Genomic DNA, 14591 nt, shown 5'->3' on the forward strand with positions numbered 1-14591 from the left:
GGGTCAGCTCAGGCCGCTGGCCGGATTGGGCGCGGCGAAGGCGGAGAAGCCGTAGTGGGCCAGCCACCGCGTATCGGCCTCGAACATGGGGCGGAGGTCGGGGATGCCGTATTTCAACATGGCCAGCCGGTCGACGCCCATGCCGAAGGCGAAGCCCTGGTATTCGTCGGGATCGATGCCGCAGTTCCGCAGCACGTTCGGATGGACCATCCCGCAGCCGAGAATCTCCATCCAGCTGTCGCCGGTGTTGAGCTTCAGCTCGCCGCCCGAGCGGTCGCAGCGGATGTCCATCTCGGCCGACGGCTCGGTGAACGGGAAATGATGGGGGCGGAAGCGGGCGTCGACGCCGTCCACCTCGAAGAAGCGGGCGACGAAGGTTTCCAGCGTCCACTTCAGGTGGCCCATATGGATGTCGCGGTCGATGACCAGCCCCTCGACCTGATGGAACATCGGCGTGTGGGTGGCGTCCGAATCCTTACGGAAGGTCCGCCCCGGAGCGATGATCCGGATCGGCGGCTTCTGCGTCATCATGGTCCGCACCTGCACCGGGCTGGTGTGGGTGCGCAGCACCTTGCGCTCGCCGGTCTCGGGGTCGGGCCGCAGGAAGAAGGTGTCGTGCATCTCCCGCGCCGGATGTTTGGGCGGGAAATTCAGGGCGGTGAAATTGTGGAAATCGTCCTCGATGTCGGGGCCTTCCGCCACCGCGAAGCCCATGTCGGCGAACAGGGCGATCATCTCGTCCATCACCTGCATTGTGGGATGCACCGAGCCCTTGCGGCGCGGGCGGGCCGGAAGGGTCAGGTCGACATGTTCAGCCTGCAGACGGGCGTCCAGTTCGGCCCCTTCCAGCTCCACTTCTCGCGCTTTGATGACAGCGCTGATTAGAGATTGAGCGGTGTTCGCAGCCTTGGAAGTCTCACGCCGCTCGTCAGCAGGGAGGGAACCTAGAGACCGAAGTGCCTGAGATAGTTCGCTGGATTTGCCGATAGCAGCAGTCTTCGCCGCCGCGAGTTCTATGGACTTTGTCGCTTGCTGGATTGCGTCGAAATGCCGGCCCAGATTCAGGTGTGCGATAGAGTTTCTCGCAGAAACCATGGCCTGAATGGCAGGTACCACCGCACTGTTGAATTCACTCATCGACAACTCGATGGACGTGCCTGCGCTTGCCACGCTCTCCTGCACTTCCCGCCACTCTTTCGGCAGGTTGATCGAAGGCACCGATATCGTGAACTCCCTCAAGGAGCTGAGGGCCTTCGATAGCTCTTCGCTTTGGAGAACCATCTCCTTCCCCGATGCCGGGGGTGTGGGGGACTTGAGGGATTCACTCATGATGGTGGTCCTCTAGCGGGTAGGGCGCAAAGCAAAAAGCCCCCCGGCGCGGGCCGGAGGGCTTTTGCGTCTTCCGTTGCCGGAAAATCAGGCCTTCAGCGCGTCCCGGACCTTGTCGGCGATCGCCTTGAAGACGGTTTCGTCGGCGGCCATCGCGGCCAGGACCTTGCGGTCCAGTTCGATGCCGGCTTCGCCGAGGCCGTGGATGAACTGCGAATAGGTGAAGCCTTCCAGACGCGCGGCGGCGTTGATGCGCTGGATCCACAGGGCGCGGAACGAGCGCTTCTTGTTGCGGCGGTCGCGGTAGGCGTACTGCCCGGCGCGGTCCACAGCAGCCTTGGCGGTGCGGATGGTGTTCTTGCGGCGGCCGTAGAAACCCTTGGCCTGCTTGAGAACCTTCTTGTGTTTGGCGTGGGAAACTACGCCCCGTTTGACGCGAGCCATGATGAAACTCCTTGTTGTCCCCTATCGCCTCGCGCGCGGCGCTCGGCTGCTTGAGGGGACGCGATTCAAATTCTTATGCGGTGAATGGATCAGATCGTGATGACGCGCGCCGATCAGGCGTACGGCATGTAGGACTTGATCTTCTTTGCGTCGGCGTCGGCCATGACCGAGGTGCCGCGGTTCTGGCGGATGTATTTGCTGTTGTGGCTGATCAAGCGGTGCCGCTTGCCCGCCACGCCGGCCTTCACCTTGCCAGTCGCCGTGAATTTGAAGCGCTTCTTGGCGCCCGACTTCGTCTTCAGTTTGGGCATTTTCACTCTCTGTTTGAGTGGGTTGCCGGTTCTTCGGGCCTTTGGAGCCGTCGGATTGGAAACCCTGATGAGAACCGCCCAGGCATGCCTGTTCGCCCGGCGGTTCGGTACGCGAAGGCGCGGCTTCTAGGCGAAGCGGACCAATAAGGCAAGCCCGGCCTATTCGGCGACGGCCGGAACCGGGCCGGTCTGACGCTTGCGGAAGGCCCGCCCGGCGTTGATCGCCATCACGGCCGCCGGGACTGTCAGGGCCGCGCCGATCAGGAAGGGCCAGTCATGGCCGATGCCCGAAAAGATCGCCCCCGCCGCCATCGGACCGAAGATGCGGGCGCTGGAGCTCGCGGCCATGTTCAGGCCCAGCATGGCGCCCTGCCGATCCGGATCGACCGAGCGCGAAATCAGGGCCGAGATGTTGGGCATGGTCACCGCCATGCCGAAGGCGCCGGCCGCCATGATCACCGGCACCAGGGCCTCGGCCTCCGGCACCAGGCGGCTGGCGATCACCTGGCCCGCCAGTCCCGCGCCGAAGATCAGGCAGCCGACCGTCAGCACCCGCGCCTCGCCGAAACGCCGGGCCAGCCGCCCGGCCAGCAGGCCCTGGCAGATCACCGAGACCACCCCGACCGCCATGAAACTGAGGCCCACCTCGCGCGCGCCCCAGCCGTATCGCGCCTCTGTCCAGAAGCCAAAGGTGGATTCCATGCCCGAGAAGCCGGCCATATAGATCAGGGTGACCAGCAGCACCCTCGACACCACCGGGTTGGCGACGGCGTCGTGCACCCCGCTGAGGAACGGTGCGCGCGGGGCGGCCGGGTCGGCCCGGGCGCGGCTCTCCTTCAGCAGCACCAGGATGCCCGCAGCGGCCAGCATGCACAGGCCGGCGGCGACGAAGATCGGCAGCTGGTATCCCAGCGTCCCCATGTCCTCGCGCGTCAGCAGGCCGCCCAGCCCCGGGCCCACGATGAAGCCCAGGCCGAAGGCCGCGCCGATCAGGCCCATGCGGCCGGCCCGCTGTTCCGGCGGGGTCACGTCGGCGACATAGCCCTGCACGGTCGAGATGTTGCCGGCGCCCAGGCCGGTGAACAGGCGGATGGCGATGGCCAGCCAGATGTTCGGCGCGAAGGCCAGCATCAGATAGCCGAGCGCATTGGCGACTACGGTGATCAGCAGCACCGGCTTGCGTCCGATCCGGTCCGAGAGCCGGCCCCAGAAGGGCTCGGCGAAGAACTGGCCCAGGGAATAGGCCGAGAACATCAGGGCCACCTGCCACGGCGGCGCGTCCAGCGTCTGGCCGTAGAAGGGCAGCAGCGGGATGACGATGCCGAAACCCACCAGGTTGATGAAGACCACGCCGAAGAGGACGAACAGGGCGGAGCGGGAGGCGGCTGGAGCGGGGCCGGATGCGATCATGGTCGCGACCTTATCGCGGGCGCGGCGGCGGACAAACGAAAACGCCCCGGCCGTTCCCGGCCGGGGCGTTCCGGTTCCTGAAATCCGTGCGGCCTATTTGGGCGCAAGGATCATGATCATCTGACGGCCTTCCATACGCGGCGCGTATTCGACCTTGGCGATCTCGTCGAAATCGGCCTGGACCTTGTTCAGCAGCTTCATGCCGAGTTCGGGGTGGGCCATCTCGCGGCCGCGGAAACGCAGCGTCACCTTGACCTTGTCGCCCTCGTCGAAGAAGCGGTGCATGGCCTTGGCCTTCACCTCATAGTCGTGGACGTCGATGTTCGGGCGCAGCTTGATCTCTTTCAGCTCGACGACCTTCTGACGCTTGCGCGCCTCGGCCTTCTTCTTCTGCTCCTGGAAGCGGAATTTGCCGTAGTCGAGAATCTTGCAGACCGGCGGCTCGGACGTCGAGACGATCTGAACCAGGTCCATGCCGGCCTCTTCGGCGGCTTCCAGCGCGGCGGACGTCGGCATGACGCCCTGCTTCTCGCCGTTCTGATCAATCAGCAGAACGCGCGGCGCGCGGATATCCTGGTTCATGGGGGGCCCGTCCTTGACGGGCGGCTGGTTCATCGGACGGCGAATGAGCGTCGGTTCCTTGCGTGGAAGAAGAAGCGGAGTTCTGGCAGGACGGAGTACGCGACGGTTCGCCGCGTTCCCCTCCAGCGGCCCTATATGACCGCGAACGCCCGTCTCTTCAAGGTTTGGCGGGACCGGCGGCGTCGATGAAGGCCGCATGCAGGTCGATGACGGCGGCGAAGACACGATCGGTGGTCAGCGCCTCGATGGGCGCGAACGCGCCACGGGTCTCGTTGGACGCGGCGGTGCGGGTTTTCGGCCCCCACGGACCATACAGCCACCACTCGGTCGGACCGAAGAGGCCCAGCGTCGGTCGGCCCGCCGCCGCGGCCACGTGCATGAGGCCGGAATCATTGCCCACGAACAGCGCGGCCCGGTCGATCGCGGCGGCCGAAGCCAGGATGTCGCCCTTGCCGACGAAGTCGATCCCGCGCTCTCCGGCCGCCGCCAGGGCGGGCGCTGCAGGCGGATGGTCGCCCGGCCCGCCGACCAGCATGAAACGCCAGCCGTCAAACCGGGCGTCGGCCTTGAGCATCCCGACCAGCGCCCCCCACCGGTCCGCCGGCCAGCTCTTGCCGGGCTGATGCGCGATCGGGGCCATGGCGATGATCGGCCCGGGAGCTGTCTCCAGCTGGGGGTCGATCACGCCCGCGGCCTCTGCCCGCGCCTGATCGTCGAGGAAGATTTCGGGGTCCAGAGGCGCCGCCGACCCCATCAGGCGCGACACCATCTCGACCTTGCGCACGCCCGTCTCCCACGACCGGTTGTAGACGACCCGCCGCTTGGCCGGGATCAGATAGCTGAGGGCCGAGCCGCGGATGTCGATGACGAGGTCCCAGCGGGTCCCGACCGCCTGTTTCCAGAGATCGACCCAGTGTCCGGCGAACTTCTTCTTGTCGAGGACGATGACCCGTTCGACGCCGGGCGCGGCGCGGAAAAGGGGCGCCGGGGGCCGGCCGCTGGCGACGGTGATCCGGGCGCCCGGAAGCTGACGACCGATCTCGCGGATCACGCCCGAGGAGATGACGCAGTCGCCGATGCGGTTGGAGGTGACGAACAGAACCTTCGGGGCGGTCTTGGGATCGGGCACGCGCTTTGGCCTTCGCTTCGTTTCGCCGGGTTCGCTATCAGTCCGCGACGGTTTTCGCGAGAGGCGGGTCATGAGCGACGGCATTCAGCGGCTGCGGCGTCCGGACGGCGAGACCCTCGCCTTCCGGCGGATCGAGGGCGAGGGTCCGACGGTCGTCTGGATCGGCGGCTTCCGCTCGGACATGGAGGGGACCAAGGCCCTGGCGATCGAAGCGGCGGCGCGCGAACGGGGTTGGAGCTATGTCCGCTACGACCATTTCGCGCACGGCCGTTCGACCGGTGAATGGCGCCGCGCCACCGTCGGCCGCTGGCGCGAAGACGCCATCGCCCTGATCGACAGCCTTGAGGGACCCGTCATTCCGGTGGGTTCTTCCATGGGCGGCTGGATCGCCCTGCTGCTGGCGCTGGCGCGACCGGAGCGGATAGCCGGATTGGTGCTGGTCAATCCGGCCCAGGACTTCACCGACCGGCTGATGTGGCCGGGCCTGGCCGATCATGAACGCCAGGCCCTCCTGCGCGACGGAGAAACCCTGGTCGTCGAGGAGGGGCTGGGCGAATATGTGCTGACTCTCGGCATGTTCGAGGAGGCCCGAGACTGGCTGGTGCTGGACGCCGCCATCCCGGTCCCGGCCCCCGTACACATCCTCCAGGGGCGCGCCGACGACGTGGTGCCGTGGCGACATGCGATCGCCCTCGTCGAGCGTCTGACGGGCGGAGACGTGCGCCTGGATCTGATCGGCGGCGGCGACCATCGGCTGTCGACCCCTGGGGACCTCGCACGGTTGATCGAGGCGATTGAACGGATGCGTCGTTGAGCGCTTAAATAGGGTTCATATCGCAAGGAGAGTCCCATGCGCGCCTTCACCCTCGCCGCTCCCGTCCTGTTCCTTCTGGTCGCCGGTTGCGCCCCGACCACGGGCGGCGCCCGGGCTGACGACGAGTTGCAGCGTCTCGCCGCCGACTGCACCGCTCGCGACGGCATCCTGGTGGCGACCGGCCGGCAGACCGGACGGCCGCGGCTCGACAACGCCTGCAGGATCATCGGAGCCTCGCGGCTGCCGAGCGCCGACTGACCCGGCCTAAAGCAGGGCAGTGATCGCGGCCCTGGCCGCCTCGCCCAGGTCCGGGCGCTTCAGAGCCAGGGCCACATTGGCGCGCAGCAGGCCGATCTTGTCGCCGCAGTCGTGGGTCACGCCCTCGTATTCGACGGCGGTGAAGGCCTGGTCCTTCATCAGCCGGGCCATGCCGTCCGTGAGTTGAATCTCGCCGCCGGCGCCGCGCGGCTGGTTTTCCAGAATGCCGAAGATTTCGGGCTGCAGGATGTAGCGACCCGAGATCGACAGGTTGGACGGCGCCTCGCCGCGCGGCGGCTTCTCGACCATGCCCTTCATGCGGATGTGGCGCCCGTCGCGGTTCTCGGGGTCGACGATGCCGTATTTGTGGGTTTCGGTCTCGGGCACGGCCTCCACGCCGATGACGTTGCCGCCGACCTCGGCATAGACGTCGGCCAGCTGTTTGAGGGCTCCGGGCTGGGAGTCCACGATCACGTCGGGCAGCAGCACGGCGAACGGCTCGTCGCCGATGATGTCGCGGGCGCACCAGACGGCGTGGCCGAGACCCAGCGGCTGCATCTGACGGGTGAAGCTCATCTCGCCAGCGGTGGCCAGCTCGGCGATCATGGCGTCCAGGATGTCGGTCTTGCCCTTGGCCAGAAGCTGGGCCTCCAGCTCGATCTGGTGGTCGAAATAGTCTTCGATGGCCCCCTTGGAGCGTCCCGTGACGAAGACGATGTGCTCGATCCCGGCCTCGCGCGCCTCCTCGACGATGTAGCTCAGGATCGGCCGGTCGACGACGTTCAGCAGTTCCTTCGGCGTGGTCTTGGTGCCGGGAAGGACCCTGGTGCCGAGACCGGCGACGGGCAGGACAGCCTTGCGGAGGCGGCGGGCGTGAGCGGTCATGCGAAATCCTGAACGGCGGGGTCGGGCAGCCTAACGCATTCGCGGCCGGATGCGATCACTCGACGGTGACGGACTTGGCCAGATTGCGCGGCTGGTCGACGTCCGTGCCCTTCTGGACGGCCGTGTAGTAGGCCAGCAACTGCACCGGGATGGCGTAGATCAGGGGCGCGATCAGCGAGTGGCACTCCGGCGCATCGACGCGCCGGATGCCGGCGCCGTGCGGATCGGGCGCGGACTTCGGCGCGATCATGATGACCGGACCGCCCCGCGCGGCGACTTCCTGCAGGTTGGAGGCGGTCTTCTCGAACACCTCATCCAGCGGGGCCAGGGCCACGATGGGCGTATATTCGTCGACCAGGGCGATCGGGCCGTGCTTCAGCTCGCCCGCGGCATAGCCTTCGGCGTGGATATAGCTGATCTCCTTCAGCTTCAGCGCGCCTTCCATGGCCAGGGGGAACATGGCCCCCCGGCCGAGGAACAGGACGTCGGTGGCCTTGGCGATGTCGTGGGCGACGGCCTTCAGGTCGTCTTCCATGCGCATGGCCTCCGCGATGAGGCGCGGCGCCTCGAACAGGGCCCTGACCAGTTCGGCCTCGCGCACCGCGTCGATATGGCCGCGCTGGACGCCGGCCGCGACGGCCAGAGCCAGCAGGGCGGCCACCTGGGCTGTGAAGGCCTTGGTCGAGGCGACCCCGATCTCGGGTCCGGCATGGGTCGGCCACAGATGCCCCGCCTCGCGCGCCATGGAGGACGAGTGGACATTGACCAGGGCGGCCGTCTTCAATCCCCTGGCCTTGCACCACGACAGGCTGGCCAGGGTGTCGGCGGTCTCGCCCGACTGGCTGACGGCGACGGCCAGGGTTCCGGGCGTCAGGGCCGGATTGCGGTAGCGGAACTCCGAGGCGATCTCGACGTCGCAGGGCAGGTTGGCCAGCTTCTCGAACGCGTAGCGACCGATCTGGCCGGCGTAGAAGGCGGTGCCGCAGGCGACGATCTGGATGCGATCGACGGCGGCGAAGTCGGTGGAATCGGTCTTGGCCTTGCCGTTCACGAAGTCGAGGTAGTGGGACAGGGTGTGCTGGACGCTGTCGGGCTGCTCATGGATCTCCTTCTCCATGAAGTGCCGGTACTCGCCCTTTTCGACCAGGGCCGAAGAGGCCGAGACCTGGACGATCGGCCGTTCCACTGCGGCGCCGTCCACATCGAACATCCGCGCGCCATTGCGGTCGACGCCGACATAGTCGCCCTCCTCCAGATAGCTGATCTTCTGGGTGAACGGTCCGACCGCCAGCGCGTCCGAGCCCAGGTACATCTCGCCCTCGCCCCAGCCGACGACCAGCGGACTGCCGCGCCGCGCACCGAGGATCAGCCCGTCCTCGCCCTCGATCAGCACCGCCAGCGCATAGGCGCCGGTGAGTCGATCCAGCACGGTCTTGAAGGCGACCAGCGGGTCATTGCCGCGGCCCAGTTCCCGGTCCAGCAGGTGGGCGACCACCTCGGTGTCGGTCTGGCTTTCAAAGACGTGACCGTCCGCGGCCAGCTCAGCCTTCAGTTCGGCGAAATTCTCGATAATGCCGTTGTGGACCAGCACGACGCGGCCCGCCTTGTGCGGGTGGGCGTTAGCCGCGGTGGGCGCGCCGTGGGTGGCCCAACGGGTGTGGCCGATGCCGATGGTGGCGTTCAGCGGCTCAGCGAGCAGGACCGCTTCCAGTTCGCGAATCTTGCCCTTGGCGCGGCGGCGTTCGATGCGGCCGTCGACCAGGGCGGCGACGCCGGCGGAGTCATACCCCCGGTATTCCAGCCGCTTCAAACTGTCGATCAGACGGGGAACCGCCGGGCCGACGCCCGTCACACCGATGATGCCGCACATGAATAGTCCCTCGGAAATCTGCCTTTCCGCGCTTTGCGCGCGGACGGGGAACGGTCTAAGCCGAGCCCGGCTGTCTGGCGCCGATGTAGGCGACAGGCCTTCCGGTTTGCACCTAAAAAGCGGTTTCGCAAGGTTTCTGCGACCGCGACAAGAGGAAGACGACGCTTGGGCGAGAGACGCTATTTCGGGACCGACGGCATTCGGGGCCGCGCGAATACCCATCCGATGACGCCGGAAGTGGCGCTGCGGGTCGGGCTGGCGGCGGGGCGGATGTTCATGTCGTCCGACGATCGCCGGCACCTTGTGGTGATCGGCAAGGACACCCGCCTGTCCGGCTATATGATCGAACCGGCGCTGGTCGCGGGGTTCGCCTCGGCGGGCATGGACGTGCTGACCTTCGGGCCTCTGCCCACACCCGGCGTGGCCATGATGACGCGGTCGATGCGCGCGGACATCGGGGTGATGATCTCGGCCTCGCACAACGCCTATCTCGACAACGGCATCAAGCTGTTCGGCCCGGACGGCTACAAACTGTCGGACGAGGTCGAGTTGAAGATCGAGTCCATGATGGACGAGGCCCTGGATGCGGGCCTGGCTCCGCCGGACAAGCTGGGCCGGGTCAAGCGCATCGACGACAGTCAGGCGCGCTATATCGAGATCGCCAAGGCCAGCTTTCCCAAGGGGTTGAGCCTGCAGGGCCTGCGCATCGCCATCGATTGCGCCAACGGAGCCGGCTACAAGGTCGCGCCCACGACGCTGTACGAGCTGGGCGCGGAGGTCTTTCCTGTCGGCGTCGAGCCGAATGGCCTGAACATCAACGCCGACTGTGGTTCAACCCATCCGCAGGCCCTCGTCGAGGCGGTGAGAACGCATCGCGCCGACATCGGCATCGCCCTCGACGGCGACGCCGACCGCGTCATCATCTGCGACGAGAACGGGCAGATCATCGACGGCGACCAGATCATGGCCATGGTGGCCCTGGACTGGGCCAGGCGCGGCCTGCTGGTGGGCGGCGGCGTGGTCGCCACCGTCATGTCCAACCTGGGGATGGAGCGCGCGCTGAACGCCGCCGGCCTGACGCTGGAGCGGACCCAGGTCGGCGACCGCTATGTCATGGAGCGGATGCGGCAGGGCGGCTTCAACATGGGCGGCGAACAGTCCGGCCATATCATCCTGCACGACTACGCCACCACCGGCGACGGCCTGATGTCGGCCCTCCAGGTGCTGGCGGTGATGGTCGAAAGCGGCCGCGCCATGAGCGATCTGGCCCGCCAGTTCGAACCGGTGCCGCAGCTGCTGGAGAACGTCCGCTTCACGTCGGGCAGGCCGCTGCAGGACGCCGGGGTCAAGGCCGCCATCGCCGCCGCAGAGGCGCGCCTGGTCGGCGTGGGCCGCCTGCTGGTGCGCCCCTCGGGAACCGAGAAATTGATCCGCGTTATGGCCGAGGGCGACGACGAAGCGCTGGTGAAGTCCGTCGTGGCCGAGGTGGTCGCGGCGGTGAAGGCGGCGGGATAGCCGACCTGACTGGGCGGTGGATCACGGCGCGTCCCTGGCGCAGTCTCACGCGATGATTCCCGCACGCCCTCGGGCGCCCGCTCCGCTGCTCGCGGTGGGAGGCGTCCTGTCCCTGCTCCCCGGCCTGACCGCATGCGCGGCGATCACCCTGACGGCCATCGCCGTTCAGGCGCTTGAGCTTCGGCTGTTCGGCCGGGGTTGGATCGACGCCATCGTGCTGGCCATTCTGATCGGAGCCGCCGTGCGATCCGTGTGGACTCCGCCCGCCAGCCTGCGGCCCGGGATAGAGTTCAGCGCCAGGACCCTGCTCGAGATCGCAGTTGTGTTGCTGGGCGCCTCGGTCAGCGCAGCCACCGTCATGGCCATCGGTCCCGGACTGCTGGCGGGGACAGCCCTGGTCGTCGTGCTGGCCCTCGCCGTCAGTTATGCCGTCGGCCGGTTGTTGCGCCTGCCGCACCGGATGGCGGTGCTGATCGCCTGCGGCAACGCCATCTGCGGCAACTCCGCCATCGCGGCCGTCGCTCCGGTGATCGACGCCGACGCCGAGGACGTATCCGCCGCCATCGCCTTCACCGCCGTGCTGGGCGTGGCGGTCGTCCTGCTTCTGCCGCTGCTGGGCGTGGCGCTGCGGATGAGCGCCCTGAATTATGGCGTGTTGGCCGGTCTGACCGTCTACGCCGTGCCCCAGGTGCTGGCCGCGACCATGCCCACCGGCGCAGTGGCGACCCAGGCCGGAACGCTGATCAAGCTCGTCCGTGTTTTGATGCTGGGTCCCGTCTGCCTGTTTCTGGCCGTCGCCACCGCCATGGGCCGCGGGTCGGACGGAGATGTTCCCGCCCGGGAAGGGGACGGGGCTGCCCGGTCGCGCCGGGTTTCGGCCCACCAGCTCGTGCCGTGGTTCATTGTCGGCTTTCTGCTGATGATGGCCGCCCGGTCCCTCGAGCTGATTCCCGCCGCCGCCCTGCCCGTAATGGCCCAGGCCGCCACCGCCCTGACGCTGATCTCGATGGCCGCCCTGGGCCTGAGCACCGACGCCCGCGCCGTGGCCCGCTCCGGGGTCCGCATCGCCGCCGTCGTCACCCTGTCGTTGTTGGCGCTGATCGGCCTGGCCCTCGGCCTGATCGGACTGCTCGCCGTCGTCTGAGGATCAATCCCGCTCCACGCACATGGCCACGCCCATGCCGCCGCCGATGCACAGGGTCGCCAGACCCTTGCGCGCCCCGCGCCGCTTCATTTCATGCAGCAGGGTGGTCAGGATGCGGGCGCCGGACGCCCCGATGGGATGACCGATGGCGATGGCGCCGCCGTTGACGTTGACCTTGTCGGGATCGAGGCCGAGTTCGCGCAGGACGCACAGGCTCTGGGCCGCGAAGGCCTCGTTGGATTCGACCAGATCCAGATCGGCGACCGTCCAGCCCGCCTTCTCCAGCGCCTTTTTCGACGCGGGGATCGGGCCCGTGCCCATGACCGCCGGATCGACGCCTGCCGTGGCCGAGGACACGATCCGGGCCAGAACCTCGAGCCCGCGCGCCTTCGCCTCGTCCGCGCTCATCAGCACCAGGGCGGCGGCGCCGTCGTTGAGGCCCGAGGCGTTGGCGGCGGTGACCGAGCCGTCCTTCGTGAAGGCCGGGCGCAGCTTCTCCATGGCTTCGAGGGTCGCGCCGTGGCGGATGAACTCGTCCTTGTCGACGACGACGTCGCCCTTCCTCGAGGCGATGACGACAGGGACGATCTCGTCGTCGAAGCGGCCGGCCTTCTGCGCCGCCTCGGCCTTGTGCTGGCTGGCCACGGCGAAGGCGTCCTGATCGGCGCGGGTGATCTGGAATTGCTCGGCCACGTTCTCGGCGGTCTGGCCCATGTGATAGCCGTTGAAGGCGTCCCACAGGCCGTCCTTGATCATGGTGTCGATCAGCGACAGGTCGCCCATCTTCTGACCGGACCGCAGGTGCTGGGCGTGGGGCGCCTGGCTCATGCTCTCCTGGCCGCCGGCGACGACGATCCTGGCGTCGCCCAGGGCGATCTGCTGGGCGCCGATGGCCACCGCCCGCAGGCCCGATCCGCAGATCTGGTTCAGGCTCCAGGCCGCCGTCTCCTTCGGGATGCCCGCGCCCATGGCCGCCTGCCGGGCGGGCCCCTGACCCGCCGCCGCCTGCAGCACATGGCCCAGGATGACCTCGTCCACGTCGGCGGCGTCGACCCCGGCCCGTTCGAGCGCGGCGCGGATGGCGATCTCGCCCAGCTTCGACGCCGGCAGGCTGGACAGGCCCCCGAGGAAGGAGCCGACCGGCGTGCGCGCGGCGGAGACGATGACGACGTCGATGGACATGCAACTACCTCGAAAGAGGCCGCGGGCGGGGGAGCGCCGGGCCATGGAAAACGAAACCTCTACGCCCATCGGGAGCGTTAGGGTGCGCGAAACAAGTCGTGGCGTTTCTGCCGCATCGCAACGCCTTCGTCACGCCTGACTGCGTCGTTCACCCCATGGTCACCGGCCCGGCCCCATATTCACGGGAACGAATAGAGCGAGAAAGGCTTGATGGGGCCATGCTCATGCGACTGAAGAAGGTGTTCGTCAGGGTCTGCGAGCCGGACGAACAGGACATGGCCGAGCATTACCGCTCGCCCGCCGAAAAGACCGCCGACCTGGTCGTGCACGTCGTCGGCCTGACGCTGGCCGCCGTCGGCGGGATCGTGCTGGCGGTGCTGGCCGCCCTGTACGCCGGCGTCGGCGCCGTGGCCGCCACAGCCACCTACGCCCTGTGCCTGGTCGCCATGCTGACCGTCTCGACCATCTACAACCAGACCCGCCCCTGCGCCGCGCGGCCGATCCTGCGCCGCATGGACGAGGCGGCGATCTTCCTCATGATCGCCGGCAGCTACACGCCGTTCACGACCCAGCGGTTCGAGGGGGCCTGGTCGATCGGCTTCACCCTGCTGGTCTGGGCGATCGCCCTTGCAGGGGTCGCGGCCAAGCTGGTTGCGCCGCGCATTTCCGACGCCTTCTGGAGCGGCGTCTACGCCCTGTTCGGCTGGCTGGCGGTGATCGCCCTGAAGCCGATGATGGACACCGTCCACCCGATAGCCCTGGCGCTGCTGGTGCTGGGCGGGCTGATCTACACCGCAGGGGTGTTCGTCTTCATCAGTCCGCAGGTGAAGTTCCGCCGCGCGATCTGGCATGGCTTCGTCGTCACCGGCGCGACCGTCCACTGGGCGGCGGTGCTGGTGGGCGTGGTCCTGGCCCCGGCCGCCGCCGGCCTCGGCTAGACATTCGCGGGCAGCGCAGCATAGTGCGGCGTTGCAACAGATCGAGGATCGCGCGTGGCTGACAGGAAGTCCGGAGCCGGCGAAACCGTCGTCATCAAGAAATACGCCAACCGCCGGCTCTACAATACGGCGACCTCGGCCTATGTGACGCTGGAAGACCTGGCGAAAATGGTGCGCGAGGGGACGGAATTCGTCGTCTACGACGCCAAGACCAATGACGACCTGACCCGCCAGATCCTGACCCAGATCATCTTCGAGGAAGAGAGCCGGGGCGAGGCCCTGCTGCCGGTCCAGTTCCTGCGCCAGCTGATCGGCTTCTACGGCGGCCAGATGCAGGGGGTCCTGCCCAGCTATCTGGAGATGTCGCTCGACAATTTCAGCCGCCAGCAGGAGCAGATCCGCGGCCAGTTCTCCAAGGCCTTCGGCGCCGCGCCGGGCGCGGGGCTGATCGACGAGGCGGTCAAGCGCAACATGGCCATGTTCAGCGACGCCATGAAGATGTGGCCGGGCTTCGGCGCCCTGACCCCCGGCGCCATGGCGGCGGCGTCGGCGGCGTCGGAGCCGAAGGCCGCCCCGGCCGCCGATCCGCTGGAGGAGATGCGCCGCCAGATGGACGAGATGCGCAGTCAGATCGACAAACTGTCCCGCCCCCCCGGCAAGGGCGGCTGACATGGGCGACGAGATCCGCGCCGTGGGTCCCGTCGAGCGCCGTGACGAGCGCCGTTCGGCCGAGCGGCGCGCCGCCGAGCGCCGGGCCGCCGCCCAGTCCCGCGCCCTGAC

The 14591-nt window shown here is 67.8% G+C and carries 15 protein-coding genes; 6 read left to right on the forward strand and 9 right to left on the reverse strand.

Annotated elements, in window-relative coordinates; all coding sequences use genetic code 11:
- Nucleotides 1-3 precede the first annotated feature (3 nt).
- The 6 genes from pheS to VN378_RS00490 all read right to left on the reverse strand — a co-directional run bounded on the left by pheS (nucleotide 4) and on the right by VN378_RS00490 (nucleotide 5205).
- A complete protein-coding gene (gene pheS, locus VN378_RS00465) occupies nucleotides 4-1095 on the reverse strand; it encodes a phenylalanine--tRNA ligase subunit alpha (protein ID WP_325739919.1) in 1092 nt (363 codons plus the stop codon).
- Between the two features lie 321 nt (nucleotides 1096-1416).
- Nucleotides 1417-1773, reverse strand: a complete 357-nt coding sequence (gene rplT / locus VN378_RS00470) for a 50S ribosomal protein L20 (protein WP_325739904.1) — start codon at nucleotides 1771-1773, stop codon at nucleotides 1417-1419.
- Between the two features lie 113 nt (nucleotides 1774-1886).
- The gene (rpmI, locus tag VN378_RS00475; protein WP_003166435.1) at nucleotides 1887-2084 is read right to left on the reverse strand and encodes a 50S ribosomal protein L35; all 198 of its coding nucleotides are present in this window, start codon (nucleotides 2082-2084) and stop codon (nucleotides 1887-1889) included.
- 159 nt (nucleotides 2085-2243) lie between these two features.
- A complete protein-coding gene (locus VN378_RS00480) occupies nucleotides 2244-3494 on the reverse strand; it encodes an MFS transporter (protein ID WP_325739905.1) in 1251 nt (416 codons plus the stop codon).
- A 93-nt stretch (nucleotides 3495-3587) separates the two neighbouring features.
- Complete coding sequence (infC, locus tag VN378_RS00485; protein WP_055827440.1) at nucleotides 3588-4109, reverse strand: translation initiation factor IF-3; 522 nt, start codon at nucleotides 4107-4109, stop codon at nucleotides 3588-3590.
- A 124-nt stretch (nucleotides 4110-4233) separates the two neighbouring features.
- Nucleotides 4234-5205, reverse strand: coding sequence for a glycosyltransferase family 9 protein (locus tag VN378_RS00490; protein ID WP_325739908.1), 972 nt, complete (start codon nucleotides 5203-5205; stop codon nucleotides 4234-4236).
- Between the two features lie 70 nt (nucleotides 5206-5275).
- Here VN378_RS00490 and VN378_RS00495 point away from each other — a divergent pair, with 70 nt between their 5' ends.
- Nucleotides 5276-6019 carry an alpha/beta hydrolase gene (locus tag VN378_RS00495; protein WP_325739909.1) on the forward strand — a complete coding sequence of 248 codons (744 nt, stop codon included), beginning with the start codon at nucleotides 5276-5278 and terminating at the stop codon, nucleotides 6017-6019.
- 36 nt (nucleotides 6020-6055) lie between these two features.
- Complete coding sequence (locus VN378_RS00500) at nucleotides 6056-6277, forward strand: hypothetical protein (protein ID WP_325739910.1); 222 nt, start codon at nucleotides 6056-6058, stop codon at nucleotides 6275-6277.
- A gap of 6 nt (nucleotides 6278-6283) precedes the next feature.
- On the opposite strand, the gene galU is transcribed toward VN378_RS00500, so the two are convergent.
- The gene (gene galU / locus VN378_RS00505) at nucleotides 6284-7162 is read right to left on the reverse strand and encodes a UTP--glucose-1-phosphate uridylyltransferase GalU (RefSeq protein WP_325739911.1); all 879 of its coding nucleotides are present in this window, start codon (nucleotides 7160-7162) and stop codon (nucleotides 6284-6286) included.
- 55 nt (nucleotides 7163-7217) lie between these two features.
- Nucleotides 7218-9032, reverse strand: coding sequence for a glutamine--fructose-6-phosphate transaminase (isomerizing) (gene glmS / locus VN378_RS00510; RefSeq protein ID WP_325739912.1), 1815 nt, complete (start codon nucleotides 9030-9032; stop codon nucleotides 7218-7220).
- A 165-nt stretch (nucleotides 9033-9197) separates the two neighbouring features.
- Here glmS and glmM point away from each other — a divergent pair, with 165 nt between their 5' ends.
- Together glmM and VN378_RS00520 are read left to right on the forward strand one after the other, a co-directional pair.
- Entirely contained in the window at nucleotides 9198-10547 is a 1350-nt protein-coding gene (gene glmM / locus VN378_RS00515; RefSeq protein ID WP_325739913.1) for a phosphoglucosamine mutase, read from the forward strand.
- Between the two features lie 52 nt (nucleotides 10548-10599).
- Nucleotides 10600-11691 carry a YeiH family protein gene (locus VN378_RS00520; RefSeq protein ID WP_325739914.1) on the forward strand — a complete coding sequence of 364 codons (1092 nt, stop codon included), beginning with the start codon at nucleotides 10600-10602 and terminating at the stop codon, nucleotides 11689-11691.
- Nucleotides 11692-11694: 3 nt separating this feature from the next.
- Here VN378_RS00520 and VN378_RS00525 read toward each other — a convergent pair whose 3' ends face one another.
- On the reverse strand, nucleotides 11695-12873 hold the full coding sequence (locus tag VN378_RS00525) for an acetyl-CoA C-acetyltransferase (RefSeq protein ID WP_325739915.1): 1179 nt from the start codon (nucleotides 12871-12873) through the stop codon (nucleotides 11695-11697).
- Between the two features lie 218 nt (nucleotides 12874-13091).
- Between VN378_RS00525 and trhA the strand changes: the two genes are divergently transcribed.
- Nucleotides 13092-13811 carry a PAQR family membrane homeostasis protein TrhA gene (gene trhA, locus VN378_RS00530; protein WP_325739916.1) on the forward strand — a complete coding sequence of 240 codons (720 nt, stop codon included), beginning with the start codon at nucleotides 13092-13094 and terminating at the stop codon, nucleotides 13809-13811.
- A 54-nt stretch (nucleotides 13812-13865) separates the two neighbouring features.
- Entirely contained in the window at nucleotides 13866-14480 is a 615-nt protein-coding gene (phaR, locus tag VN378_RS00535; RefSeq protein ID WP_325739917.1) for a polyhydroxyalkanoate synthesis repressor PhaR, read from the forward strand.
- Nucleotides 14481-14591: the final 111 nt, after the last annotated feature.

Source organism: Brevundimonas sp. (assembly GCF_035561115.1).
Lineage (GTDB): Bacteria > Pseudomonadota > Alphaproteobacteria > Caulobacterales > Caulobacteraceae > Brevundimonas.

What these genes read in the sequence shown, in the direction of transcription:
- trhA (WP_325739916.1), top strand. Translation starts at nt 13,092, where the DNA reads ATGCTCATGCGACTGAAGAAGGTGTTCGTCAGGGTCTGCGAGCCGGAC.
- rplT (WP_325739904.1), bottom strand. Translation starts at nt 1,773, where the DNA reads ATGGCTCGCGTCAAACGGGGCGTAGTTTCCCACGCCAAACACAAGAAG.
- infC (WP_055827440.1), bottom strand. Translation starts at nt 4,109, where the DNA reads ATGAACCAGCCGCCCGTCAAGGACGGGCCCCCCATGAACCAGGATATC.
- pheS (WP_325739919.1), bottom strand. Translation starts at nt 1,095, where the DNA reads ATGGTTTCTGCGAGAAACTCTATCGCACACCTGAATCTGGGCCGGCAT.
- VN378_RS00520 (WP_325739914.1), top strand. Translation starts at nt 10,600, where the DNA reads ATGATTCCCGCACGCCCTCGGGCGCCCGCTCCGCTGCTCGCGGTGGGA.
- VN378_RS00500 (WP_325739910.1), top strand. Translation starts at nt 6,056, where the DNA reads ATGCGCGCCTTCACCCTCGCCGCTCCCGTCCTGTTCCTTCTGGTCGCC.
- VN378_RS00525 (WP_325739915.1), bottom strand. Translation starts at nt 12,873, where the DNA reads ATGTCCATCGACGTCGTCATCGTCTCCGCCGCGCGCACGCCGGTCGGC.
- VN378_RS00480 (WP_325739905.1), bottom strand. Translation starts at nt 3,494, where the DNA reads ATGATCGCATCCGGCCCCGCTCCAGCCGCCTCCCGCTCCGCCCTGTTC.
- VN378_RS00495 (WP_325739909.1), top strand. Translation starts at nt 5,276, where the DNA reads ATGAGCGACGGCATTCAGCGGCTGCGGCGTCCGGACGGCGAGACCCTC.
- galU (WP_325739911.1), bottom strand. Translation starts at nt 7,162, where the DNA reads ATGACCGCTCACGCCCGCCGCCTCCGCAAGGCTGTCCTGCCCGTCGCC.
- rpmI (WP_003166435.1), bottom strand. Translation starts at nt 2,084, where the DNA reads ATGCCCAAACTGAAGACGAAGTCGGGCGCCAAGAAGCGCTTCAAATTC.
- glmS (WP_325739912.1), bottom strand. Translation starts at nt 9,032, where the DNA reads ATGTGCGGCATCATCGGTGTGACGGGCGTCGGCCCGGCGGTTCCCCGT.